The 24,844-nt window shown below is 50.4% G+C and carries 20 protein-coding genes; 14 read left to right on the forward strand and 6 right to left on the reverse strand.

Annotated features, from left to right (window positions below):
- The first annotated feature begins 40 nt into the window (after nt 1-40).
- The 4 genes from speE to recQ all read left to right on the forward strand — a co-directional run bounded on the left by speE (nt 41) and on the right by recQ (nt 5,026).
- Nucleotides 41-1,324, forward strand: a complete 1,284-nt coding sequence (speE, locus tag FOA19_RS12080; protein ID WP_149091073.1) for a polyamine aminopropyltransferase — start codon at nt 41-43, stop codon at nt 1,322-1,324.
- A 10-nt stretch (nt 1,325-1,334) separates the two neighbouring features.
- On the forward strand, nt 1,335-2,420 hold the full coding sequence (locus tag FOA19_RS12085) for an agmatinase family protein (protein ID WP_394344102.1): 1,086 nt from the start codon (nt 1,335-1,337) through the stop codon (nt 2,418-2,420).
- A 16-nt stretch (nt 2,421-2,436) separates the two neighbouring features.
- Nucleotides 2,437-2,769 carry a phage holin family protein gene (locus tag FOA19_RS12090; protein WP_149091074.1) on the forward strand — a complete coding sequence of 111 codons (333 nt, stop codon included), beginning with the start codon at nt 2,437-2,439 and terminating at the stop codon, nt 2,767-2,769.
- A gap of 124 nt (nt 2,770-2,893) precedes the next feature.
- Nucleotides 2,894-5,026, forward strand: a complete 2,133-nt coding sequence (recQ, locus tag FOA19_RS12095) for a DNA helicase RecQ (protein WP_149091075.1) — start codon at nt 2,894-2,896, stop codon at nt 5,024-5,026.
- A gap of 178 nt (nt 5,027-5,204) precedes the next feature.
- On the opposite strand, the gene FOA19_RS12100 is transcribed toward recQ, so the two are convergent.
- Entirely contained in the window at nt 5,205-6,380 is a 1,176-nt protein-coding gene (locus FOA19_RS12100; RefSeq protein ID WP_223808866.1) for a S8 family serine peptidase, read from the reverse strand.
- 339 nt (nt 6,381-6,719) lie between these two features.
- On the opposite strand from FOA19_RS12100, the gene FOA19_RS12105 reads away from it, so the two are divergent.
- The 4 genes from FOA19_RS12105 (at nt 6,720) to FOA19_RS12120 (ending at nt 10,753) form a co-directional block, all read left to right on the forward strand.
- On the forward strand, nt 6,720-7,481 hold the full coding sequence (locus FOA19_RS12105) for a LexA family transcriptional regulator (protein WP_149091076.1): 762 nt from the start codon (nt 6,720-6,722) through the stop codon (nt 7,479-7,481).
- 147 nt (nt 7,482-7,628) lie between these two features.
- Nucleotides 7,629-8,345 (forward strand): pirin family protein, encoded by a 717-nt coding sequence (locus FOA19_RS12110; RefSeq protein WP_149091077.1) that lies wholly within the window; start codon nt 7,629-7,631, stop codon nt 8,343-8,345.
- 276 nt (nt 8,346-8,621) lie between these two features.
- Complete coding sequence (locus FOA19_RS12115) at nt 8,622-9,887, forward strand: zinc dependent phospholipase C family protein (protein ID WP_149091078.1); 1,266 nt, start codon at nt 8,622-8,624, stop codon at nt 9,885-9,887.
- A 461-nt stretch (nt 9,888-10,348) separates the two neighbouring features.
- Complete coding sequence (locus FOA19_RS12120) at nt 10,349-10,753, forward strand: hypothetical protein (protein WP_190300384.1); 405 nt, start codon at nt 10,349-10,351, stop codon at nt 10,751-10,753.
- 114 nt (nt 10,754-10,867) lie between these two features.
- On the opposite strand, the gene rmuC is transcribed toward FOA19_RS12120, so the two are convergent.
- Nucleotides 10,868-12,253 (reverse strand): DNA recombination protein RmuC, encoded by a 1,386-nt coding sequence (rmuC, locus tag FOA19_RS12125; RefSeq protein WP_149091079.1) that lies wholly within the window; start codon nt 12,251-12,253, stop codon nt 10,868-10,870.
- A 377-nt stretch (nt 12,254-12,630) separates the two neighbouring features.
- Between rmuC and FOA19_RS12130 the strand changes: the two genes are divergently transcribed.
- From FOA19_RS12130 to FOA19_RS12140, 3 genes are all read left to right on the forward strand, one after another.
- Nucleotides 12,631-13,131 (forward strand): DUF2062 domain-containing protein, encoded by a 501-nt coding sequence (locus FOA19_RS12130; protein ID WP_149091080.1) that lies wholly within the window; start codon nt 12,631-12,633, stop codon nt 13,129-13,131.
- A 222-nt stretch (nt 13,132-13,353) separates the two neighbouring features.
- A complete protein-coding gene (locus FOA19_RS12135; protein ID WP_149091081.1) occupies nt 13,354-14,658 on the forward strand; it encodes a cytochrome P450 in 1,305 nt (434 codons plus the stop codon).
- Nucleotides 14,659-15,205: 547 nt separating this feature from the next.
- On the forward strand, nt 15,206-15,868 hold the full coding sequence (locus FOA19_RS12140) for a hypothetical protein (protein ID WP_149091082.1): 663 nt from the start codon (nt 15,206-15,208) through the stop codon (nt 15,866-15,868).
- Here the strand turns inward: FOA19_RS12140 and FOA19_RS12145 are convergent, their stop codons facing one another.
- Nucleotides 15,869-18,784: a PD-(D/E)XK nuclease family protein gene (locus tag FOA19_RS12145; RefSeq protein ID WP_149091083.1), complete on the reverse strand. Its 2,916-nt coding sequence runs from the start codon at nt 18,782-18,784 to the stop codon at nt 15,869-15,871.
- Between the two features lie 178 nt (nt 18,785-18,962).
- Between FOA19_RS12145 and FOA19_RS12150 the strand changes: the two genes are divergently transcribed.
- Together FOA19_RS12150 and FOA19_RS12155 are read left to right on the forward strand one after the other, a co-directional pair.
- Entirely contained in the window at nt 18,963-19,646 is a 684-nt protein-coding gene (locus FOA19_RS12150; protein ID WP_190300385.1) for a metallophosphoesterase family protein, read from the forward strand.
- Between the two features lie 144 nt (nt 19,647-19,790).
- A complete protein-coding gene (locus tag FOA19_RS12155) occupies nt 19,791-20,465 on the forward strand; it encodes a metallophosphoesterase family protein (RefSeq protein ID WP_149091085.1) in 675 nt (224 codons plus the stop codon).
- A gap of 774 nt (nt 20,466-21,239) precedes the next feature.
- Here FOA19_RS12155 and FOA19_RS12160 read toward each other — a convergent pair.
- Entirely contained in the window at nt 21,240-22,748 is a 1,509-nt protein-coding gene (locus FOA19_RS12160) for a malate:quinone oxidoreductase (protein WP_149091086.1), read from the reverse strand.
- A 466-nt stretch (nt 22,749-23,214) separates the two neighbouring features.
- Here FOA19_RS12160 and FOA19_RS12165 point away from each other — a divergent pair, with 466 nt between their 5' ends.
- Entirely contained in the window at nt 23,215-23,559 is a 345-nt protein-coding gene (locus tag FOA19_RS12165) for a hypothetical protein (protein WP_149091087.1), read from the forward strand.
- 12 nt (nt 23,560-23,571) lie between these two features.
- Here the strand turns inward: FOA19_RS12165 and FOA19_RS12170 are convergent, their stop codons facing one another.
- Complete coding sequence (locus FOA19_RS12170) at nt 23,572-24,048, reverse strand: hypothetical protein (RefSeq protein ID WP_149091088.1); 477 nt, start codon at nt 24,046-24,048, stop codon at nt 23,572-23,574.
- A 70-nt stretch (nt 24,049-24,118) separates the two neighbouring features.
- Nucleotides 24,119-24,799 (reverse strand): hypothetical protein, encoded by a 681-nt coding sequence (locus FOA19_RS12175; protein WP_149091089.1) that lies wholly within the window; start codon nt 24,797-24,799, stop codon nt 24,119-24,121.
- Nucleotides 24,800-24,844: the final 45 nt, after the last annotated feature.

Raw genomic sequence — 24,844 nt, forward strand, 5'->3', positions numbered from 1 at the left:
TTTGCGCGTCTGAACGAATAACAGACTTAGATAATTGCTTATGGATGCTTTAGGAAGACATATTCTGGTGGAGTTTTACAACTGCTCACCGGAGTTGATGAATGATGTGGTGCACATTGAAAACAGCATGGTGGCGGCCGCCGAAACCGCCGGGGCCACGGTCATCAACAGCACGTTCCACCACTTTTCTCCCTATGGCGTCTCCGGGGTGGTAGTAATCCAGGAAAGTCACCTGGCCATCCATACCTGGCCCGAATACGGCTACGCCGCCGTGGACCTTTTCACCTGCGGCGATTCCGTGGATCCCTGGGTTTCCTATAATTACTTGATTGAAGCCTTTGAAGCCAGCCACGGCTCCTCCATGGAATGCCTCCGAGGTCAGCAAAGCCTGCTCAAACGCACCGACTTCAACGTGGAGGCCCGCGACTCCGGCCAGCCGGTGGCTTCCATTCCGCGCATCACCCGCGATGTCTGGTTCACCGAGCGTGACGAGAACATTGCCTTGTCTTTAAAGCATTCCGGCACCCAACTCTATAAGAAACAGTCGCCTTACCAGAAAGTGGAGGTGTTTGAGACATTGGCTTACGGCAACATGCTTACCTTGGATGGTATGGTTATGTGTACCCAGAAAGATGAGTACGTGTACCACGAGATGATCACCCACGTGCCGGTACTGAGCCACGGCAACGTGAAACGTGCCCTAGTGATTGGCGGCGGCGACGGTGGGACCGTCCGCGAGCTCCTGCGCCATGACAGCATTGAAGAGGTGGTATTGGTGGAGATTGACGAACTGGTGATTGAGGCCTGCAAACTGCACTTACCTGAAACGGCCAGCGCTTTTGGACACCCACGTTTAAAACTGCTGGTGGAAGACGGCATCAAATACATCCAGGACTGCGCCGATGCTGCCTTTGACCTCATCATTGTAGACTCCGCAGACCCGGTGGGTCCGGGGGAGGGGCTTTTCACCGCCGAGTTTTACGGCCAGGTATACCGTTGCCTGACCTCGGAGGGCGTGATGATCACCCAAAGCGAGTCTCCTCGGTTCAATACGGAAGTATTTGTGGAGATCTATGATACCTACAAAGGCATCTTCGGGCAAGACAATGTGCACTGCTACCTGGCGGCCATTCCTACGTACCCAACTGGTACCTGGAGTTTCTCCTTCAGTTCCAAGGGCAGCGTGCATCCCAAGCGATTCAACCCGGAAGTTGCGGCATCGTTTTCCAGAGAACAGGGGCTGCGCTATTACAATGAAGACATCCATGTGGCGGCTTTCGCCTTGCCTAATTTCGTAAAAGATTTACTATCCTCTAAAGCCTAGTACTATGAGCATGAACATGCCCACCATGTGTGATTCCAAACACAAGAAGATTTCCACTTTTGACCAGAATGGCGTAGGGGAAGTTGGCAGCGGCCTTTTCGGGCTTCCTTTTACCGAAGAAGAGTCTGAGGTAGTGATTTTCCCCATTCCGTGGGAAGTGACGGTTTCTTACAATGCCGGCACCGCCGAAGGTCCGGCCGCCGTACGCGATGCCTCTCCGCAATTGGACCTGTTTGACCACGAGTTACCCAACGCCTGGCACCTGGGCATCCATATGCCGGCCGTGCCCGAGGACTGGGCGCAGGAAAGCCAGCGCCTTCGGGAGAAGACCGAAGCCTACATTGAGTTCCTGGAAAACGGCAGCAAAGGCGATGCCTCGGTGCATGAAGCCACTATTGCAGAGGTGAACCGCCGCGGCGAGGACCTGTTGCAGTGGTCTAAAAAAGAAACCCTGGCCCTACTGGAAAAAGGCAAACTGGTAGGCGTTTTGGGCGGCGATCATAGTACGCCGTTGGGTTTTATGCACGCTTTAGCCGAAAAGCACGAAGAGTACGGCATCCTGCAGGTAGATGCCCACGCGGATCTGCGCGATGCCTACGAGGGATTCACCTACTCGCACGCCTCCATCATGTTTAATGCCCTGAAACTTCCCCAGGTGAAAAAACTGGTGCAGGTGGGTATCAGGGACCTTTGCCAAGCAGAGGCAGAACTGGTGGACCAGTCCAACGGACGCATCACCACGTTCTATGACAGCAAGATCAAGAACAAGATGTACGAGGGCAACTCTTGGCGCAAGCAGTGCAAGAAGATCATCGCGCAGCTGCCGCAGAAAGTGTACATCAGCTTTGACATTGACGGACTGGACCCTAAGCTGTGCCCCGGCACCGGCACCCCGGTACCCGGCGGGTTTGAGTTTGAAGAAGCGGTCTACCTGATCAAGGCCCTGGTGAAATCCGGGAGGGAGATCATCGGGTTTGATCTTTGCGAAGTGGCTCCTGGTGAAAGCGAGTGGAACGGGAACGTTGGGGCCCGCCTGCTCTACAAACTCTGCAACTGGATGGCCGTATCTCAGAAAAGATTAGAAGCTTCTTTATAACGAACCACCTAAAACTATGGGATTTATCCTCAAGATTATCATCACTGGCATTGTGGCCTTGGTGCTGGCCCAGTTTTTCCCGGGCGTGACCATTGACGGTATCACCAGTGCCATTCTGCTGGCCCTGGTGCTGGCTATTCTGAACGCGGTAGTACGCCCGATCCTGGTATTCCTCACCATACCCATCACCTTCATGACGCTGGGGCTGTTCCTGCTGGTGATCAACGCCATCATCCTTTACCTGGCAGATTACCTGCTCACCGGGTTTGATATCAACGGCATCATTACGGCTATTCTATTTAGTTTGGTCTTGTCCATCATCACCGCCATCATAGACGCCATCTTGTAGGCAGCATCCTTTTTGCTAATCATTTTAGATAGCCCGGGAGTTTTCCGGGCTATTTCTATTTATTGACCTGGCGGCCGAAGGAAAAGAGGGGTTTTTGCCTTATTTTTGTCAAAACAGTTAGAAAATGGGAGTAAGGGAAGCACGGGAGGTTCTGAAGCAGTATTTTGGCTACGATCAGTTCAGACCGGGACAAGAGGATATCATCACCAACGTACTGGAGAAGCGGGACACGGTAGTACTCATGCCAACGGGCGGGGGGAAATCGGTGTGCTACCAGGTACCGGGGCTGGTCATGCCTGGTCTCTCCGTGGTAGTGTCTCCACTTATCGCCTTAATGAAAGACCAGGTAGAGGCGCTGCTAGGCAATGGCGTGAATGCCGGTTACCTGAACAGCTCTCAATCCGCCAAAGAACAGCAGCTTATTGAACAGCAGTGCTTCGATGGTCGCATGCAAATGCTTTATGTCTCCCCGGAGAAACTCCTTTCCGCAGGTTTCTTTTCTTTTCTGAAGCGGCTACAGATCAACCTGTTTGCTATTGACGAGGCGCACTGTATCTCGGCGTGGGGCCATGATTTCCGGCCGGAGTACCTGCAGCTGAAGAACCTGAAACTGCAGTTCCCCGAGGTGCCCATCATCGCCCTCACCGCCACGGCAGACCGCTTGACGCAGCGCGACATCCTTACGCAGCTGTATTTGCAGGACCCAAAGGTTTTCATTTCGTCCTTTGACCGGCCCAACATCTACCTGCAGGTGCAGCCGGGCCAGAAACGCATGGAAGGTATCCTTGATTTTCTGGAGGAGCGGCCTTTCCAACCGGGTATTATTTATTGCCTCAGCCGGAAAGCCACTGAGTCTCTGGCTGCCAAACTGAAGGAGAAAGGCTACAACGCCGACTACTACCACGCCGGTCTCTCGGCTAGGGACCGCGAAAATGTGCAGGAGAAATTCCTGCAGGACAACATTCAGATCATGTGCGCCACCATCGCCTTCGGGATGGGTATTGACAAGTCCAATGTGCGTTGGGTCATTCATTACAACCTGCCCAAGAACCTGGAAAGCTACTACCAGGAGATAGGCCGCGGTGGCCGTGACGGTGCCCCCGCCGAAGCCTTGTTGTTTTACAGCTTGGCCGATGTTATGACGCTGCGAGATATTGTCACGAATGGTGAGAGCAGCAAAGAGCAGGCTTTGTCGTTGGCCAAGCTGGACCGCATGCAGCAGTTCGCGGAAAGCACCAGTTGCCGGCGTAAAACCCTGATGCACTACTTCGGGGAGGAGTATTCCAAAGACTGCGGCAACTGCGATATCTGTGATAACCCGCCTACTTCTTTCAACGGCACCGAACTGGCCCAAAAGATTCTATCGGCGGTAGCCAGAACCAAAGAGACCGTGGCCTCGGCGCAAGTGGTGGATATTCTGCGCGGCTCCCGCAACCAGCTTACCTTGACCAGGGGCTATGACCAACTGAAAACCTTCGGGGCAGGGCGCGATGTGCCCTCGCAGGACTGGCAGCGCTACATCCACCAATTGATTAACCAAGGAATTCTGGAAGTGGCGTACGATGAGCATGGCGCTTTGAAGCTGACCAATGCGAGCCAGGATGTTCTTTTTAAGGGCAAAAAAGTGGAACTGGTGAAATTCCAGGCACCGCTGCCCAAAGAAGAGAAAGAGAAGCGGCAGAAGAAATCAAGAAGTGGGGTGGAGACGGCTTTGTTTGAGCACCTGCGGCAACTCCGGAAACAGTTGGCTAGCGAGCGCAACATTCCGCCGTACGTGGTCTTCACAGATAATACTTTGCAGGAGATTGTGGAGCAACGGCCCACCAACCGTCCGGCTTTCCTGGCTATTTCCGGGGTGGCCCAAGCCAAGTACGAGCAGTACGGGGAGATTTTCATCAATGCCATCCTGAGTTTCCTAGCCCAACAAGCCGAGCAGCAACATGCCCGCATGAAAGGAACCACGCACCTGGTCACCTATGAACTCTTACGCCAGGGGAAAACCCCGGAACAGATTTCAGAGCAGCGGCAAGTGCAGATCAACACGGTGTATTCGCACTTAGCCACGCTGTACCAACAGGGCTATGACGTGGATTTAAAGCCTTATTTATCTGACTGGGAATACAGCCGGGTAAAGGAAGCCATTCTGCAGACGAAACAAACGGCAGCCCTGAAGCCCATCTTTGAGTACCTGGAAGGCGAAATAGATTACCTGAAAATACGATTAGGAATAGGCCGGTTCAACAAAGAAAACAGCTGATGTAAGTCCGGCTTCTTGTTTGCTTATTGAAAGGAAATTCAATCCTGTATTCGGTAGGTTTTTCCAAAACTGGGCTATAAATAGCATTAGCAAATTACTATTAGAATAAAAGAAGAAAGGCCCGGCTTATAGCCGGGCCTTTCTTCTTTTGAGTACAGAGGTACTTACTATGAAAAAATTATTTTAAAGCAATTGGATCTGGCGTGGTATCTGGGTCGCTGGTCACCAGACCTTGCGTGTTCACCTTTCCACCAGTCAGGGCCAGGATACCGGCTACGTGCGGGGCGGCGTAAGAAGTACCGTTACCAGTGGCGTACCCACTGCCTTTCCAAGTGGTACGGATGTTAGTACCCGGGGCGGCGTATTTCACGGAAGCTCCGAAGTTGGAGGTTGGGTTAAACTTGCCGTACGAGTCCATGTTGGAAACCACAAACACGTTTGGCGCAATTACGCGGGCCGGAGAATCTGCCTTGCAGTCAATGTAGCTGTTACCAGAAGCAACCGCGATGAAGATGCCGCGGGCAGCGGTTTTTCTCACCAAGTCATCCAGCATGGTAGAAGCAGCTACGCGTAGGCTCATGTTCACCACATCGCCGGGCTTGCCGTACTGATACACGTGGTTCAAAGCCGAGTAGATGCGGGTAAGGGTACCGTAACCGGTGTTGTCAAACACGCGAAGGGCCACGATGGTCGCGTTAGCGGCTACACCCACCACGCCTTCGTTGTTGTTTTTGGCACCAATGATGCCGGCTACTCCGGTACCATGGCCATACCCGTCTTCAAAGGAAGCATCGCCGGAAATGAACGACTTGCTGCGGGTTTTGTCTACGTTCAGGTCTGGGTGGCTGGACTGCACGCCAGAGTCAATCACCCACACGGTTTTGCCGGTACCATCGCCATACCCCACGCGCGAAACGCCCCAAGGAATAGTTTGGGTAGAAGTGGTGGTGGAAGTGGTGGTGGTTGTAGAAGTGGCGGCAGTGGATTTGCCCAGCATGATGGCTTGCTCAGGCTCAATATACGCTACGTTTTGGTCCTCTTTGAGGAGGTTTATCTCTTCTTTGGAAAAAGACCCCGAAAAACCGTTCACCGCACCCTGGAAAATCTCGCGGGCCCGGCTGGCTTCAAATCCATTCCGGCCTAAAACCTTTTCGCGAAGTTGCGTAGGAGATTGGGCAGAGCCGTTCTTCAGGATCACAATGAATTTTCCGGCTACGGCTTTGGAGGTTGCCGTAGGCTCAACGGGCGCTTGCGCCGTTTCTTCCATCAATTCATCTTGCTGGCAACCAGACATTGAAAACACGGAGGCCAGTGCAAAAAAGGACACTGCTTTCTTAAACGTAGTTGAATTCATACACTTTTGGTTAGTAAAAATTACGCATAGAGATGAGCTAAGTAAAACACCTTCAATGTTGTGAATACTGATGCATTTTTTCAAATGTAGTAAATAATCCAATTAGCATCCAAAAGTGTGAATAAATAAAACCTTGATATTAAATACTTTATATATATTAATATATGACTTTGTAGAGGTATAATCTACTCTTTAGTCAGCTGTAAATTAAGTATTTGTGCTTTTTTAGCTTGATTTTACCAAAAGAATAGCTTATTAAAAAAAACAGATGCCAAAAATTTTAGTTGTTTGCTAAAGAATTAGTACTTTTACTTCATTAAACATTCAACGGACCTTCCTATGCTTAGCACGAACCTAAAATATCTTAGAAAGCAGCTTAACCTTACCCAAGTACAATTGGCGGAGAAGCTGGAGATTAAACGGTCCTTGATTGGTGCCTACGAAGAAGGGCGGGCCGAGCCTAAATTGGCCACCTTAGTGAAAATGGCGCAGGTCTTCCACTTGTCAGTAGATGAGTTGATCAATCCAGATCTGCCCAATGTCGCTAAAAACGGTTCTTCTAAGCGCAATGCCAATGTAAAGGTGCTTTCCATCACGGTGGATGCCCAGGACCGCGAGAATATTGAACTGGTGCCTTACAAAGCCAGTGCTGGTTACCTCAATGGCTACTCAGACCCGGAGTTCATGGAGGAACTTCCAAAATTCCGCTTGCCTATGATCCAGAGCCCCGGCACGTACCGGGCGTTTGAGATAAAAGGAGACTCCATGTTGCCTATTCCTTCCGGAACGGTGATTGTGGGGCGTTACGTAGAGAATTGGCAGGAGATAAAAGACGGTACCCCTTGTATCGTGGTGAGTCTGCAGGAAGGTATTGTGTTCAAGCGCATTTACCACCAGCAGAAGCAGACGGCGCTTCGCCTGCACTCAGACAACCCAAGCTACGAACCATATGACGTAGCGTTGGATGATATAGTAGAGCTGTGGGAAGCAAAGGCTTATATCAGCACCACTTTCCCCATGGCTGAGATCTCCCTGGACAAGTTGACCTCACTGGTGCTTGACCTGCAACAGGAGGTAAAGAAGCTGAAGACCACCAAGTAAATACCAAGGCTTTTTTGTAGGAGTCCGTTTAGGAGTTGTTTTTCAGAAAACAGCTCCTAAACGGACTCCTTTTTTATTTAGAAAACCCATAATAAACCTCAGGGGCTTGGGTACGTATTTACCAAAGAACATCAAGCCCCTTTTCCCATGATCAAAGTGATTCCTGCCGCAGATAGACACCACGCCTCCCACGGATGGCTGGATTCTTACTTTCTGTTTTCCTTTTCAGACTACTATGACCTGAACAACGTGCAGTGGGGACCGCTGCGGGTCTTCAACGACGATTACATCAAAGGAAACAGCGGGTTCCCAGAGCATCCGCATTCCGAGATGGAGATTGTGACCATTGTGCTGGAAGGGGAGGTAACCCATAAAGACAGCCTGGGCAACAATACGGTGATCAAGGCAGGAGAGGTGCAGCGCATGACCACGGGTACCGGGGTGCGGCATTCAGAGCACAACAGTTCAGACAAGGACCTCCACCTGTATCAACTCTGGTTTTTCCCCAACAAGAAAGGACTTGCCCCCAGCTATGAGCAAAAGTCCATTGATTTCACCGATGAGAAAAACGAGTTGGTTCCATTGGTGACCGGCCAGAAGGTGCTGGAAGACGTGGTGTACATCAACTCTAATTCCACAATCTACTACGCCAACCTTAAAGACGGCAAAGAGATTGACTTCAAAACCTTCCCCATCCGGAAGGGCCTTATCTATGTCACCACCGGGGAGTTGTTCGTGAACGGGATCCAGGTCCAGAAAAACGACCAGGTAAGGTCCTCTGATGTGGATGCCCTCAGAATCAAAGCTGCTGCCGATAGTACTTTCATCCTCATTGACTTGCCGGGCGTAGAGGCAAACTACTAGTGAGATATAATGATATATGATGACAAAGGCGCTTCCGTAAAGGGGCGCCTTTTGTTGTTTGTATACCCTTCCGGTAGATTCATCCGGGAATTACTTCGGTCCTAAATACCAAAGTTCATTCTTTGATTTCGGCCTGATTTAAGAAAAACACCTGAGAAACAGGTAAAAGAGTTCCCATAGAGGGGTAGGGCTGCGGGTTTAATCTAAATATCCGTATTTAACGTAAGAAGGTCTGCTGGCGCCTGTGTTCAGGTACCTGATTGTAGCCTCCTTCCTATGCAAGAAAACCGATACTGTTTCTTTCTTTCTTTTCTGTTTTTGCTGCTGTTCGCTAATCCAAAAGAGGGAAAAGCCTATGGCGTGTTGACGCACCAAGCCATCATTGATGTGGCCTGGGAACCCTCCTTATTGCCTATATTGAAGAAAAAGTATCCGGGTGCCACAGAAGAGCAACTGCGTACAGCACATGCCCACGCTTACGGCGGGGCCATTATCCAAGACATGGGGTATTATCCTTTCGGGAACACCTTTTTCACGGATCTAACCCATTATGTTCGCAGCGGAGATTTCATTGTTGCCCTGCTGGAGGAGGCGCATACTTTAGATGAATATGCTTTTGCGTTGGGTGCCCTGGCGCATTACTACGCCGATAATTATGGCCACCCCATCGGTACCAACCGGTCCGTGCCGCTGGTGTACCCCGAGATGAAGGCGCAATACGGCAATTCTGTCACGTATGAGGAGAACCCTGTGGCACACATTAAAATGGAGTTTGGCTTCGATGTGCTGCAGGTGGCCAGAGGCAATTACGCGCCAGAGGCCTACCATGATTTCATAGGGTTTGAAGTAAGCCAGGAGTCATTGGAACGGGCGTTCAAGAAAACTTATGGGTTGGAATTTAGCAGCCTTTTTGTCAGCCTGAAACTCACCATTGGTTCTTTCAGAAGATCGGTGAACACCTTGATCCCCAGCCTTACCAAAGCCGCCTGGAACCTGAAGGAATCAGATATTAAATCGGGTAAACCTAGCATGACGCGCCGGCAGTATCTGTACCGCATCCGGAAAACGGATTACCATAAGCAATGGGGCCGCGAGTACCAGCAACCTAATCTGTTCCAAAAGTTTTTAAGCTGGCTTTTGCGGGTACTGCCCAAAATTGGCCCTAACCGCACCTTTGCCTTCAAGCCTCCCACCCCAGAGGCCGAACAGTTTTTTATGGAGAGTTTCAATGCTACTTCTAAAAACTACGGCCTGGGTTTGCAGAACTTACCTGTAACCGCTTCATCGTTACAAAACACCGCCTTAGACACCGGAGATCGCAGTGCTTTGGGTAAATATGGGAAAGCCGACAAAACCTATGCTGAGTGGCTCAAGAAATTAGACAAGGAAGGCTTTGCCTCTCTTAAGCCCGAGCTGAAACAAAACCTCTTGACTTTTTATTCAAAAAGCGGCAATCGTCGAACTACAGACAAAAAGGAAATAGAGGAATGGGAGCAAACCCAAGAGTTATTGGCAAAACTGAAAGGCCAACAGGTGAATTAAATTCCAAACAATACCAGATAAAAGAGCCAATTACTTTAAATAATTGGCTCTTTTATATTTAAGTAAATACAATGTTAAAAAAGGATTAAACTGTCTAATTTAAAGAGTAAATTAAACTGTATTTGAGTTTTTTACGAAATTTTTAATTTAATGTTAGAAGTTTTAAATGATTAAAATGGTATGTTTATAATTCCCTTATTTATTGAAATTCAATATATGAATATGAAGTTGGAAGACATAATATATAGCCCTATAAGGGTTTGTACCCAGTAAGGCATGGGTATTTATAAGTGTAGGTTACCTGAGTGTTTTTACTTTTTAAGCGATAAACAACATTAATTAAAAGTTATTACGGATAAAAAACCGTATTTAATAAGTGATCCATAGATGCTCAATTAAAATTACAAGATCGTATAAGTTAACTTATTAGCTTTCTTAAAAAATTTTAATTGGGTAGAATTATGAAGAAGAAATGGATTTCATTCCTGATGGCTCCTGTGTTTGTAGCCGGAGTGTCCTTGGCATCCTCCTGTGATGATGACGATGACACTAACAATTCAGGAGGCACAACAGGTACTACAACCGGAACAACCTCAGGATCCACGACGGGTACCACCACCGGCACTACGACGGGCACCACAACGGGTACCACCACAGGAACCACAACTGGCACAACTACTGGTTCTACTGGAACAACAAGCACCACAGGAACCACAGGGACAACCACAGGCACCACAAGCGGTACTACTACTGGTACCACAGGTACAACTGGAACTACCACCGGTACAACTGGTACAACTACCGGTACAACTGGTACAACTGGAACTACCGCTGGTACAACTGGTACCACTACCGGTACCACCTGATCTGTAAATGCAATGCTTAACCTTGTATAACAGAAGAGGCAGCTACGAGAGTAGCTGCCTCTTCTGTTATACAAAGGATTGGTTGGGTTATTTTAATTTTTGCGCACTACCTAATTAAATCTCCTCCATATTTTCTTCTTCTATAGGCTTACCGTTAAGCAGACCTTGAGTCTCAAACAATCCATTGTTCACATTTGGGGCATTTTGGAGCCATTGGGTTTCCATGGTTTTGCTTGTGCGGGCGCCCAGCTTTTTCAGTAATTCCACTTTCTTCAGCAGGTTTCCGTTTCCTTCAGACAGCTTGTTCATAGCAGAGTGGTACTTTTGCTGGCTACGGTCCAGGTTCACGCCTATATCTTTGAGGTCTTCCAGGAAATTGGCGAATTTGTCGTAAAGCTTACCGCTTTCCTCTGCTATGCGTAGTACGTTGCGCTTTTGGTTTTCCTGTTTCCAAACGCTGGCTACGGTGCGCAGAGTGGCCAAAAGGGTAGAGGTAGTCACAAACACGATATTACGGTCTAGGGCCTCCAGGAAAAGGTCGCGGTCCTGCTGGATAGCTAGGTTGAAAGCCGGCTCAATGGGAATGTACATCAGCACGAAATCAGGCGATTGGATGCCGTGCAGGTGCTGGTAGTTTTTGCGGCCTAAATCGGTGAAGTGGGTGCGGAGCGCCTGGATGTGGCTCTTCAGGTGCAGTTGCTGCTGGATTTCGTCCTCGCAGTTACAGTATGCGTCATAAGCCACTAAACTCACCTTGGAGTCAATAATGAGGTGTTTGTTGTCGGGCAGGTCAATGATGACATCGGGGCGGAAGATCTTGGCTTCATCGTGCTGCAGCACCTGCTCGCGGCGGTAATGCACGTCACGCTCCAGACCCGATTTTTCCAGCAGGTTCTCCAGGAGGTATTCGCCCCAATTACCTTGGGCTTTCTTTTCGCCCCGCAGGGCTTTGGTGAGGTTGATGGTGTCCTGGCTCATCTGCTGGTTCAGGCTGGCCATGTAGGTGATCTGCTCTTTGAGCGAGGTGCTGTCCTTCAGGGTTTTCTCGTACGTCTCCTCCACTTTGTGCTCAAATTCTTTGATACGCTCTTTCAATGGAGACAAGACCTGCTCCAGGTTCTCGGCGGAGGCTTTCCTGAAATGCTCGGCGTTGGTCACCAGCACCTGGTTTGATACCTGGGTGAACTGCTGTATGAAGGTGTCGCGCAGGTGCGCCAGTTCGGCGCGCTCGTCAGAAAGTTTCTGTTTAAGATGATAGATGTCGTTCTCGGCCCGGGTAACCTCGGCGTGCAATTCCATGACTTTGCTATTCTCGCGGCGCAGCTGTTCCTGTAGTTTCTGCATCTCGGCCTGGGCCGCCTCTTGTTGTTTAAGGGCGAAGGCGCGGTCGGCTTCCTGGTTTTGCAGGCTTGTTTTCAGGGCAGAGAGTTTGCCCTGAACCAGAAAGTAGGTGAGGATGCCGCCAACGACAAAGGCGAGCAGGGCGAGGGTTATATCCATAGGAGTGAAGGGTACGTCAGGAGAATCAACACCTAAAGATAAGACAATAGTGCCCAAGCCTAAAATTTTTCGCAATTAGTAATAGGGTTAGCAAGCGTTTAAACTGTCTTTATAATAACAGCAGAAGATTTTATCTGTTTAAGCTGTAATAGAGTGTTTACTTCCGGGTGTTTCCGGTATTAACGAATGTACCGGTTCCTCTTTCTGCGACTAGAAGGTTTTGTGCGTATGACACGTCAAAGTTGCTTCCTCACAGGGAGAGGGAACAGGTTTCTTGAAGGAAAGCGGAATAATTTCTGCGGGAAGGGATTTTAGCACAACTTTTGCCGTTACTACCGTAAGGCAGAACACTTAACGCTAAAGTCGTAAATTATTGAATGAACGTGTTACTATTTAAAAGGGGAGGAGTAAAGCATTTTATCCGGCGCAAGCTGTGGGAACCCGTGCTCAATCTGGTGAAGCAAGGCATCACCCCACACCAGCTCGCGCTAACCCTTACCCTGGGTGCGGGGTTTGGCATGGTTCCTTTTCTTGGACTTACCACCGTTCTGTGTACGTTCTGGGCCGTCCGGCTTCGGCTGAACGTGGCTTTTACTATTCTCATTGGCTACCTCATGCAGCCCGTGCAGCTGGCGTTGTATGTGCCGTTTGTAGATCTGGGCCAGTCTATTTTCCCCATGACGCCTATCCCGTTTTCTCTGGAGAAACTCATCGCTATGTTCAAAGCTGATTGGGTAACTGCTTTGCAACAGCTTTGGCTGGCGAACCTGGTGGGTATTGTGGCCTGGCTGTTGTGCTTTATTCCCTTCGGGCTGGCCATGTATTTCTCTAGCCGCACGGTTTTGCACCGCGTGCTGCCAGTACGGCAGGTGGCGTAGCGTTAAGCGCCTGTTTTCTGTAAATAGGGCTTAAAAACCCTTTCCTCTTACTTAGAATCACCCGGCTTTCTTCAGGAAGGTTTGTGGTTTATACCCTATTTCGTTTCCGAGAGGTCTGAACAGGAACACCCCGGTTTTACGTGCGTACGCTTTACCTAGGCAAAATCTCCATCCGGCAGGAAATCTCTGGCTGGGGGTATCGTACCATCAAAACGCAAGGTCATGAGCGCTGTTCTGCACGAAAAAGTACTTGACAACTCCCTTAATCTTTTGCTGGAAGGCTTTCCGTTCATCCATAACCGGGTAAAGCGCTTCCACTCTAACATCTTCAAAACCAGGATCATGTTCCAGAACGTGATCTGCCTTCACGGCGAGGAAGCCGCCAAGGTGTTCTATGACCCAGATAAGTTCATGCGGTTCCAGGCCATTCCTAACCGAATCCAGCGGACGCTGATGGGCAAAGACGCCATCCAAACCATGGACGGCGAAGGGCACCTGCACCGCAAAGCCATGTTCATGTCTTTGATGACGCCAGACAGCCTGTATAAACTGAACCGACTTTTAACCCAACAGTGGCAGGCGGCCATTCACCGGTGGGAGCACCAGGAAGAGGTGGTGTTGTTTGAGGAAACCCAGGACCTGCTTTGTCGCGTGGCCTGCGCCTGGACCGGCGTGCCGCTGATCAACGAAGACGTGCGCAATCGGGCCAGCGATTTTGCGGCCATGGTAGATGCTTTCGGGGCGGTTGGCCCGAGGCACATGCGGGGCAGAATAGCCCGGAAAAGGGCTGAGGCCTGGATTGAAGACATTATCCAAAGAATAAGGGATGGCAAACTGAAGGTGCCGGAGAACTCACCTGCCCATGTCATTGCCTTTCACCGAGACATTGAAGACCAACTGCTGGACCCGCACATGGCGGCGGTGGAGTTGATCAACTTGTTGCGGCCCATTGTGGCCATTGCCTGGTACATTACCTTCGGTGCAGTGGCGCTGCACGAACACCCGGTAGCTCGCCGTAAAATTGCTGCTGGCGAAGAAGGGTACGTGGAGATGTTTGTGCAGGAGGTGCGCCGGTATTATCCTTTCGGGCCATCTTTAGGAAATCGGGTCAAAAACGATTTCACCTGGGGAGGTCACAAATTTAAGAAAGGCACCCTGGTGTTCCTGGATGTGTACGGCACCCTGCATGATGAGCAGATTTGGGAGAATCCGGATGAGTTCTACCCGTACCGGTTCCGATATTGGGACGGAAGCGCCTTTAACTTCATCCCGCAGGGCGGAGGCGACCACTTCACGGGCCACCGCTGCGCCGGCGAATGGGTGACCATTGAGGCCATGAAAGTGTCCATGGTTTTCCTCTCCAGGTACATGGAGTACGAGGTGCCGCCCCAGGACCTGAATTTCAGCCTGGAGCGCATGCCCACTTACCCGAACAGCAAGTTCATCATGCGCAACGTACGCGCCGTAGAACACGCCGAAGAGGGAGATGTGAACCAGCTTTCCAAATGCCCTTTCCACCACGGGTAAATTGCTCTTATAATTTCAACGGAAGAGCTCCTGTCACACCATGGCAGGAGCTCTTCGTTTTTAGGGTCATTTTTGCAAATCTGGCTCTAAACGGCCAGTACTGAAACCTGAGCTAGTGACTTCCCTGATTTCTCTAATAGTTGATTTCTGAAGGATTGATTGTCACTTCCGGATTGAGGCAGATCGCTAAAGGTGCCTTCTTTTCTATTGGAGTAGGTTACTGCACCTCCATTTTCATTTTTAGTATTTCCGACCATTATCTGATTTAGGCCTGTTTTCCAGAAGGAAGGTTAAAACTAAATTTTGGTTGGGCATAGGGTAAAGGCAGGCGTGCTTTGTCTTATTCTTACAAACCTGAGAAGTGAATCATTGCTTCTACTTATATTTTAAAATACAAGACCTAAATAGCTAAGGTAAAGAAGTTTAAAGATAGAGGTAATCTACCGAACTAAAACTTTTTTCAGGCTGAAATTTTTGGAATCAGACTACCTGCGGGTAGGGAGGAGTAGCGGAAAAGAACATACGTCTTACCATTAACAGTAACCAAATGCAATTGCAGAAAACCATTTTGTCAAAGCCGGTTCCTATGATCGGGATGCTGGGAGGATCGCTTCTGGCCATTCACTATGTTCTACACCTGGCGTACGGGTTTCAAACCGGCAAGATCCTCTGGGACGATATGAGCAGCCCATTGGGTGTCATTGACGGTTCCCTGTTCACGGCTGCCTTTGCCACCATTGATCTGACCTTGATTGCCCTGGCTATGGCCTATTACCGACAGCTAAATGGCCTCAAGTATGGCGTACTGTTCTTCGGGATTGTGGCGTTTCTGGCGGCTATAACCGGTTTTGTGGCAGTTACTTTCTGGCACATGATTCCCTACGTAATGCCCATCGCCTGCCTTGCCATGTTCATTAGCGCCATCCTACTGAGTATTGCTTGCCTGAAGCCGCGCCTGCTACCCACCTGGGTTCGGTTCGGACTCATGGCATTTGGGTTGTGCACGGCGCCTCTAGGTTTTGCGCTGCCTAAGGTGTTGGCCACGTTGCCCATGTACGCCACCTTTGAAATGCACTTCTTGCCCTCTGGCTTGCTTTGGGTAGCCATGGGCATTGCCATGTCCTTGCAGCGCCGGAAACAACTCCAGGCCATTAAAGAGTACTATGCACCTGCGTACCAGGAGCCAGCCACCAGAGTTTCCCAATCTTAACTAGCCTCGGGCACAAATGCTTTTATAAGCGCAGTATTGGCAGGTTTCCAGGTCATTCGTCTTCCGGATTGGTTCTTCTGGGTTGAGCATGTGCTGCACCAGGTCCTTTAACAGGCGCTCAGAGGTTTCCATGAAGTCGGCGGGCTCGCCTAAGGCATCCACAAACGGAAGCTCTGAGGTGAGGACCCCGGCCCCTAGGTTCCGGAACGAGATAATGCCGGCCTCAAAATCATAGCTGGCTTTGGGCAGGTTCAGGACTTTGCTCTCCAGCAAGCTGCCTTTCTGGATCTCTTTGGCTAGGATGTAGCGATAGAGCCACAGCTGCCGCACTTTGTCCAGGTGCCGGTCATGCAGGAGAGTGTTTTCCAGGTCCTCGGGGTTCACCTTGAGGTTGCGGGCTTCCACTTTGCCGGTTTTATAGTCAATCACGCGCAGGGTGTGGCCACTGAGGTCAATGCGGTCCGCTTTCCCGGCGATGCGCACGGGCACTTTCTCGCCCGAGGGCAGTTTTACGTCCAACTCGGTAAGGAGGGTTTCTTCCAGTTGCAGGATGTAGAGCGGCAGTTCCTCTGAGTCTCGCAGGCCTTCCAAGTAGCGGGTCAACAACTGCACAGCCACTTGGTACAGAATCAGGTTCATGCCTTGTTCGGGCAGATTGCCTAAAGTACCGCGCTTGAACTCCAACTGTACTTTCTTGGGCAGGCCCGCCAACATCTGGTTTACGTCGGCTACCTCAATGGGTCTTGCTTCCTCGGCGAAAGGCCGGAAATAATCCTCCAGCACCTGGTGCACAATCGTCCCGAAGGTATCGGCGCCTACCAGTTCATCTATCTCGTCTACCTCCTCCAGCTTGGCAATTCGGCTGAAATAATACTGCAGGGAGCAGTTCACGTACTGGTTCAGGTGAGAGGGGTAAAGGCCGCGCTTGAGCTGCTCTTTCAATTTGTCCAGCACCGCTCCGTCTTTCTGGATGATGATGTCCGGCTCGTATTCTTTCGTATCCAGCTGTTCCACCACAGCCGTCATTTCCCGGAAGGTAATGTTGAGGTTTCGGGGCGCCAGATCATGCTGCAGTTGTAAGATGAAGCGGCTTCTTTCCCCGGATCCATAGGTGTCTGAGGGCAGCACGTACAGCAAGTTCACGCGCTTGGCCCGCTGCAATAAACGGTAGAAGTAGTAGGAGGTAATACTCTCTTGTTCAGCGTAAGTAGGTAACCCGAAGGTGCGCAGCACGTCATACGGAAAAAGCGAGTGTTGCTTCTTGGGCTGGGGCAGTACGTTCTCATTCACGCTCAGGATGATGAGGTTCTCAAAGTCCAGGGCGCGGGTCTCCAGCATCCCCATGACCTGCGTGGGCGAAATCGGTTCACCGCTGAACGGAAGCTTGGTGTTGCCGATCTGCTCATACAGAAACTTCTTGAAACTGCGCACCGAGATCTTGTGCTCGCGGCAGTCAAACAAAGTGTCCAGCCGCTTGACGATGGTGTAGAGAATGAAAAGGTACTCGGTCTCAATAGGATTTTCAGATTCCACGCGATAAATGCGACCCAGCGCATCCACCAGTTGGTACAATGTGTCAATAAGATCAGTGCAGTCGTTCCAGGTCCGGAAGAGCGTGATGAACATGGGGTGCTCGCGGCCCAGCCGGATGATTTCTTCGGCGGTAAGCAGCACGCTGTTGCGGGCCACCATCTCGTCCAGCACGTGCTGGAAAAGGTCCAAGTCCACCTCGCGCTCCGCGATGCTGTTCAGGTACTGCTCATAGCGCCGCAGGAAGGGGTGCTGCAAGAGTTTGGTGACGGCCAGGTGATGGTAACGGTTGATTTTATACCCCGTATCGGTGGGCTGTACCACGCCCGTGAGGTGCACCTCAAAAAGCAGGTCAATAAGGTTGAACAGCGGCGTGCCCTTGAAAGACAGACCCATGGTCACGTTGTAGTCGGTGACTTCGTCTGAGATGGAGTGCAGCACCGGCAGGAGCAGGGTCTCATCGGGCATCACAATCGCGATCTCGGCGGTGGGGTCCTGCTGCCGGATCTCCCGGAGCAGCTGCCCGGCAATCTTGCCCTGCATGCTGGCGTTGGCCACCCCAATGGCGTTGATCTCCTTCGTGTCGGTCAGTAAAAGGTTCTGCTGCCAGTTCCACTCGGGCAGGGGCCATTTGGCTTTGTAGCGCTTCAGGAAATGACCGGCCCGTTTGTCAGACTCCGCGGCCATGTAGTAGTCATCAGAGTCAAAGAAAACTTCGGCTTTGCCGGCTTCCAAGAGCGTCTGGATGATCTTCTGCTCGGCTTTGGAGAGCGCGTTCAAGCCCACGAAGATGTACCGGAAACAGCCTTTCTCGCTTCTAGCAATGTCTTTGATGCGGTCAGCTACCATTCTGAAAGCCATGCCGGTATAGGCCTGCTTTTCTTTTTTTAGTTTCTCCTGCAAAGCGTGGTACGTACGTTCCAGGTTGCTCCACAATTGGAAGTACTGCTTCACGTTGGCCGTGGGCACGCTGCTGCCCGGCTTGGCGGGGTCCCAGCGCTCTAGCGCCTTGGCCTCGCTCACGTACTCAAACACTTCGTGGGCGTTCACCAGCTCCATGTCCATGCGCGAGAAATCCTCCAGCAGCGTGGCACTCCAACCCACAAACTGGTCAAAATCCAGGTGCGGGTCAAACCGCAGCATGAGGTCATACAGATCCAGTTGCAGGTGCAGCGGCTCCAAAACCTCCACGTTGGCCATGTTGCAGACAAACTCCTCCATAGAATAAATCTGCGGCGACCAGATGCCGGTAGGAGCGGCTTGGGCCAGGGCGTTCTTGAAGTAGAGCGTGGCACGGCGGGTGGGAAGCACAATGCACAAATCGCTCAGTTGATCGGTGTAGGTCTGGTAAATATGTTCAGCGGTTTGCCGCAGGAAAGATTGCATGGAGCAGGGCAGTATCAGGTCTGGATAAAGGAGCAAGTTACGACGTTTTCAGGCCGATTTTCTCAAAACAGACCAGAAACATAGTTTCAAAAAACCTGGCCAGCCAAATACCCTTCGCTGCCGGTAGATGGAAATGAAACGCACTCGTAAAAGGCAAGGGAACAAGGATGCAAAGACTATGAACCGATACGCCATTTCAGATATTCACGGATGCTCGAAGACCTTCCGGTACATGGTGGAGCAGGAACTGAAATTGAAGACCTATGACAAACTCTACCTCCTGGGCGACTACATTGACCGTGGCCCAGATTCCAAAGGCGTCATTGATTTCATTCTGGAGCTGCGGGAAGCTAACTTCCAGGTCATAACCCTCTGCGGAAACCACGAAGACTTGATGCTGGACGCCCGGAAAGATCCGGAGTACCCTGAAATGTGGTTGCTCAACGGGGGAATAGAGACGTTGAAGAGCTTTGAGACCCTGTCGCTGGAAGATATCCCAGACAAGTACTGGCAGTTCTTGGACCAACTACAGATGTACGTGGAGCTGGACGATTACCTGCTGGTACACGCCGGATTTGACTTCTCCCATGATTATCCGTTCGATGACACCTACGCCATGCTCTGGATCCGGGACTTTGAGCCAGATCTCAAGATGATGGGCGGCAGACGCATTGTGCACGGACATACCCCTACTTATTTAACCGAGATTGCCGCGTCTGTGAAGAAACCGGTTTCTGACGTCATCAATATTGACGGTGGCTGCGTTTTCACCTCCCGGCTAGGGTACCTCACGGCCCTCAACCTAGATACCCTGGAACTGCATTCCTTGAAAAACCGGGAAGACGCGGATACTTATGCCTAGGAGGGTTCCTCCGTTTAGTGGCCGTTTTTACAAAATCATGCCTGAAACGGTTCTTAAACCCATCCAAAGCTTTTCCACCCTTAGTAGCAAAGCATTACCCTGAATGAATCCGTAGAATGGACATTTACCTTAAACCTCCTGGTTATGAGCCGCTATGCCATTTCAGACATTCACGGATGCCTTAAAACCTTCCAGTATCTGGTGGAAGAGGTCATCAATCTAAAGTACCGTGATCAACTGTACCTTTTAGGCGATTACATAGACCGGGGTCCCGATTCCAAAGGCGTGCTGGACTACATCATGAAACTTCAACAAGACAGTTACCGCGTGCACGCGCTCTGCGGAAACCACGAGGACATGGCCATGAAAGCCCGCGATACTTCCATTTACCACACCTCCTGGATGTTCAACGGCGGCAAAGAAGCCCTGAAGAGTTTCCGGGCCCAAAAAATTGAGGACATCCGGCCTATGTACTGGGAGTTCATGGCCCAACTGGAACTCTACATTGAACTAGACGATTACCTGCTGGTACACGCCGGCTACAACTTCTCGGTCCCAGACCCCGCCTCTGACCGGCACACCTTACTCTGGTCCCGAAATTTTGAGGTGGACAAACGCAAACTGGGTAACCGAAAAATCGTCCACGGCCACACGCCCATCCCCCTAGACCAAATGAAAGCCTCCCTGGCAAAACCCGTCCCAGACGTGATCAACATTGACGGCGGTTGTGTCTTCAAGAGCAGAACAGGAATGGGCTACCTTACCGCCTTGAACCTGGATACCCTGGAACTGCTCACCGTCGCAAATAGGGAGGATTGAAGGCATTGTCCGCAGCCGCGGTAGTTGCTTGTGAACCCTGAGAGAAAAGGTGGTGCCTGGTCTGTACTTATTCTGCATACATTGAAATGTGTGGATTTGCAGGTGTAAACATTCACACTTTGTTCCCTATAAAGTGGGAATCTTGGGTAAGGTGGAAGGGCAGGGGCAGGTGGCAGATATGAATTGGCCTTTGAACGAATCTAAACGCGACTTTGAGGCTCTTGCCTCACGGCAGTTGCAAACTGCCGATCCTTGTGGGTCCAAGTCACAGACTTGAACCATGATATTGTTGACCCACCCCTGCCCCTCCGAGGAGGGGAATAAAAACCTGCCAAAGCTTCCCTCCTTGACAAAGGTGAGGCGGGGGCATTTGCTGTTTCATAAAGCAAAGGGTTTCGCTAAATGCACCAATTCCAGCCTTTCGGTTGAGCGCCTTGTCAGGTTCCGGTGCCGATAGGCATTGCGACTGAAGGGAGCAAAGGAAGCTGGCGCAGCGCGATGCCGGAAGGCGGGGCCTCGCGGCCGTGAGCGCTCGGAGCCCAGCTATGCAACAACAAAGTTATTGAACCCACGCAAACAGCAGCGCCACGCCAGCACAAGCGGACTAAGAGTGCACAAGGAAACTGATTATAAACAGCATCGCCACGCCAGCACAAACAGCTTTTGCAAACAAAAGAGAATAAGCAAAGAGCCGCGATACTTCACCTGGAAAGCATTTGAAACCCATAAACAAAAAAGCCTCAGAACATCTTCTGAGGCTTTCCAAATCTAAACTTATCGTTGTACCGGATGCGGCTCCTGCAACTGGAGAACCCGACCAGTATGCGCCCTTAATTCTTCGCACAGTTGCGGGTTGTCGTCCAGGGAGATTCCGAAGGAGGGAATCATTTCCTTGATCTTGTTCTGCCACTCAGGGGTGTTGGCTTTTTGTGGGAAGCACTTGTGGATGAGGTTCACCATAATAGAGACAGCCGTAGAGGCACCGGGCGAGGCACCTAGCAGCGCCGCAATAGAGCCATCGGCAGCACTCACCACCTCGGTTCCGAACTCCAGCACCCCGCCTTTTACCGGGTCTTTCTTAATCACCTGCACCCGTTGGCCGGCTACCTCCAGTTCCCAGTCTTCGGCCCGGGCGGTGGGCACGTATTCACGCAAGGCTTCCAAACGGTCTTCCGGCGACTGTCTAACCTGGTTGATAAGGTATTTGGTCAGCGGAATGTTGGTGTAGCCCGCGGCCAGCATAGGACGCAGGTTGTTCATCTTAATGGAGAATGGCAAATCAAAGAAAGAGCCTTTCTTCAGAAATTTGGTGGTGAACCCGGCGTAGGGACCGAAAAGCAGGGCTTTCTCGCCGTTGATGACGCGGGTATCCAGGTGCGGTACCGACATGGGGGGTGAACCCACAGCGGCTTTTCCGTAGACTTTGGCTTGGTGCTGGGCAATGATGTCTGGGTTCGTGCATTTAAGCCACTGACCGCTTACAGGGAAACCGCCGAAGCCTTTTCCCTCGGGGATGCCAGAGGCCAACAGCAGGGGCAATGATCCGCCACCGGCGCCGATGAAGACGAACTTGGTGCGGGCGCGGCGTTTCTGGCCGGTGTTTAGGTCTTTGATCCGGACGCGCCATTTTCCGTCTTCTTTGTGCCGGAAAGAGCGCACCTCATGGTTGCGGTAGAGTTCCACGCCGCCCATTTCCTTCAGGTGTTTGAAGAGCTGGCGGGTAAGGCAGCCGAAATTCACATCGGTGCCTACTTCCATGCGGGTGGCGGCCACTTTTTCATTCTTATTGCGGCCGTTCATGATGAGCGGCATCCAATCTCTCAGTTGCCCGAAATCCTCGGAGTACTGCATGCCTTGGAAGAGTGGCGACTTGGTCATGGCGTCATAACGCTTGCGCAGGAAGTTCACGTTTTTATCGCCCCAGACAAAGCTCATGTGCGGCACGCTGCGGATAAACATCTTGGGATCGGAGAGAATGCCGCGCTCTACCAGGTACGCCCAGAACTGGCGCGACTGCTCAAACCACTCGGCAATGACATCGGCTTTGGAGATGTCGATGGAGCCGTCGGGTTTCTCGGGGGTGTAGTTGAGTTCGCAGAAAGCGGAGTGGCCGGTGCCGGCGTTGTTCCAGGCATCGGAACTCTCGGAGGCTACTTCGTCTAGCCGCTCATATATTTCTATGGTCAAATCCGGTTGCAGTTGCTTCAGCATCACGCCCAGGGTGGCGCTCATAATGCCCGCGCCAATCAACACTACATCTGGTTCGGTTACTATTTTGTCCATGGTATTAGGTTAATTACTTCCTAGAGTACGAAGAAACCAACAGAAAGTGTTTTGCCCAAATAAGGAAGTTGTGAATTGAATATCAAAGAGGTGAGGGGTTTTACGCCTCGTGATCAGGGGCTCCTTTAATTCTTGTCTATCACCATGATAGCGCTTGTGGGCTATTGCAGGCCGGTATACTGGGGGAAAGCAGGTTCCCGCCGGGCTTTGCAGGGTAAGATTGTCTCTGATATGGGAGAGCCCAAAAGCCTGCTGAGGTGCTGCTGTGTGAGTCTTTTTCCCTCGATTAGGGTAGTGGTTTTCTAATATAGGTTTGGCTTAATATTTGCGGCGCAAGAATTGGCCGTTTTCCTGTTTCTGACCTGTTTTAGAGAAAAGAGGCTTAGAAGGGAAGAAGCTCTAAGGAGAGCTGTCCAGCGGTTATACTACTTTATATCACCTGTTCTTTCACCTAAACCTAAACAAAATGAAAAAGCTATTGATGCCGCTGCTGTTTATTTTGTGCCTCACCAGTATCTCTTTCGCCCAGGAGCAACCCGCCAAGAGAACCGAGGAGTATTGCGATGCCTTTATGTGGGAAAAGACCTTCGGGAAGCAGGTCTATCTTTCAGTAGATTTTGGCCAATCCAAAAAGAAAACCGATGAAAAGTTGCTGGACGCTGCCGGTAACCCTTTGGTTTTTAATTCACCGATTGATGCCTTGAATTATCTGAACCGGCAGGGCTGGGAACTGGTGAACGTCTACGTTCTTCGGGAAGACAGAACAGATTACCGCCATTATCTGATGAAGCGGAAAGTGAGCGCGCAGTAGGTCTTTAAATAGCTACGGTGTAGCTGCTACAAACCCTGCATTGTTGGTAGGCTCTAATGCCGCGAGCACCTTTGCTACCCCATCCTCTTCCTGCTCAGTGATAAGGATGGTTCTGAAGCCGTAACGCTGTCCTTCCAGTTCTACGCCTTTAGAATCATCTACATGCACCTCAATCTTGAAGGCAGGTGGGTACTTGGAGGACCTTTTACCTTCTGTTAATAAGGTACGGTCATGGCGCCGTTGGTTGATGATGCCGTCTAGCCAAACGCCGTGCAAGAGAAACAGCCACCTGATGTGTCCAGCCGATCTAAAGGAGGTGGTATAAACCATGACTTGGTGCTTTTCGGCTTTCAATTTCTTCATCAACTGCACAGTGCCCAGCCTGATTTTCTCCAACCCTAATAGTTTCTGAAACCAAGTCTGTTTCTCTGAAGGAAAGCGCTTGGTGCCAGGGATCAGGGTGTCATCCAGGTCAAAGGAAATGGTCATGTTGAGAAAGGGTGCTTTTGGCTTGTTTTAGAGAAAAGAGGCAGAAAATATGACTCGCTTTAACAAAGGTTTACTTTTCTGATTTACAAGGTTTATTGGGTAAATAAGGCGAATGGTTTGTAATAAATTCCTGGTAATCTTCGTCTTCTTTTCCGGAAAGCAGATCTTTTATGCCTGATGTTACCAGTTCTTCATATGGTGAATTTGCTGGCTTTAAAAGGTCAGCTACATGTTGCAGTTCTTGCTGTAATATCTGATTGTGGCGGTTTTCGTAAACATTGCTGCAGAAATAGAAGCTTGGATTTGCTGTCAATGCCAAGGTAAAGAGGTCAACCTTACCTTCTGAGTATAAACCATGTACTGTATGGATAACCTCTGCATATTGCTCAATGCAAATAGGGTATAACACCCTGACCAAGTCTACATTAAACCCCTCATCCTTTTCAATCTCTTGAGATTTCAAAATCATTAGTAACGAGTGGGCATGCTGTTCTGGGTTAGCTATCAAGGCAGGAGCTTCTTTCTGAAAAATTGCCCTCCAACTAGTGAACTCGTAGTCAGGATCAGTTTTCCTGTTCTTCATGTACATTCTTCTTGCCATTGCCTTCTTTTCTGCCTTCAATACCAACGCTAGCGTTTCTTGGTAACCAACTTGGTTAATTGGCACCGTTGAAGTGTTTTTTGGCTGACCAAATAGGAGGTTTTGGCTCATCACTAAGAGCAGGCAAATGGAGAGAAATAGAACTTTCATCACTATAATTTCTCAGCAAATTCGAATGGTTGGGTAATGTTCTTT

Source organism: Rufibacter hautae, from assembly GCF_008271695.1.
Taxonomy (GTDB): Bacteria; Bacteroidota; Bacteroidia; order Cytophagales; family Hymenobacteraceae; genus Nibribacter; species Nibribacter hautae.

Excerpts from the sequence above, each read along its gene's own strand:
- speE (WP_149091073.1), top strand. The coding sequence starts at position 41 with ATGGATGCTTTAGGAAGACATATTCTGGTGGAGTTTTACAACTGCTCA.
- FOA19_RS12085 (WP_394344102.1), top strand. The coding sequence starts at position 1,335 with ATGAACATGCCCACCATGTGTGATTCCAAACACAAGAAGATTTCCACT.
- FOA19_RS12090 (WP_149091074.1), top strand. The coding sequence starts at position 2,437 with ATGGGATTTATCCTCAAGATTATCATCACTGGCATTGTGGCCTTGGTG.
- recQ (WP_149091075.1), top strand. The coding sequence starts at position 2,894 with ATGGGAGTAAGGGAAGCACGGGAGGTTCTGAAGCAGTATTTTGGCTAC.
- FOA19_RS12100 (WP_223808866.1), bottom strand. The coding sequence starts at position 6,380 with ATGAATTCAACTACGTTTAAGAAAGCAGTGTCCTTTTTTGCACTGGCC.
- FOA19_RS12105 (WP_149091076.1), top strand. The coding sequence starts at position 6,720 with ATGCTTAGCACGAACCTAAAATATCTTAGAAAGCAGCTTAACCTTACC.
- FOA19_RS12110 (WP_149091077.1), top strand. The coding sequence starts at position 7,629 with ATGATCAAAGTGATTCCTGCCGCAGATAGACACCACGCCTCCCACGGA.
- FOA19_RS12115 (WP_149091078.1), top strand. The coding sequence starts at position 8,622 with ATGCAAGAAAACCGATACTGTTTCTTTCTTTCTTTTCTGTTTTTGCTG.
- FOA19_RS12120 (WP_190300384.1), top strand. The coding sequence starts at position 10,349 with ATGAAGAAGAAATGGATTTCATTCCTGATGGCTCCTGTGTTTGTAGCC.
- rmuC (WP_149091079.1), bottom strand. The coding sequence starts at position 12,253 with ATGGATATAACCCTCGCCCTGCTCGCCTTTGTCGTTGGCGGCATCCTC.
- FOA19_RS12130 (WP_149091080.1), top strand. The coding sequence starts at position 12,631 with ATGAACGTGTTACTATTTAAAAGGGGAGGAGTAAAGCATTTTATCCGG.
- FOA19_RS12135 (WP_149091081.1), top strand. The coding sequence starts at position 13,354 with ATGAGCGCTGTTCTGCACGAAAAAGTACTTGACAACTCCCTTAATCTT.
- FOA19_RS12140 (WP_149091082.1), top strand. The coding sequence starts at position 15,206 with ATGCAATTGCAGAAAACCATTTTGTCAAAGCCGGTTCCTATGATCGGG.
- FOA19_RS12145 (WP_149091083.1), bottom strand. The coding sequence starts at position 18,784 with ATGCAATCTTTCCTGCGGCAAACCGCTGAACATATTTACCAGACCTAC.
- FOA19_RS12150 (WP_190300385.1), top strand. The coding sequence starts at position 18,963 with ATGAACCGATACGCCATTTCAGATATTCACGGATGCTCGAAGACCTTC.
- FOA19_RS12155 (WP_149091085.1), top strand. The coding sequence starts at position 19,791 with ATGAGCCGCTATGCCATTTCAGACATTCACGGATGCCTTAAAACCTTC.
- FOA19_RS12160 (WP_149091086.1), bottom strand. The coding sequence starts at position 22,748 with ATGGACAAAATAGTAACCGAACCAGATGTAGTGTTGATTGGCGCGGGC.
- FOA19_RS12165 (WP_149091087.1), top strand. The coding sequence starts at position 23,215 with ATGAAAAAGCTATTGATGCCGCTGCTGTTTATTTTGTGCCTCACCAGT.
- FOA19_RS12170 (WP_149091088.1), bottom strand. The coding sequence starts at position 24,048 with ATGACCATTTCCTTTGACCTGGATGACACCCTGATCCCTGGCACCAAG.
- FOA19_RS12175 (WP_149091089.1), bottom strand. The coding sequence starts at position 24,799 with ATGAAAGTTCTATTTCTCTCCATTTGCCTGCTCTTAGTGATGAGCCAA.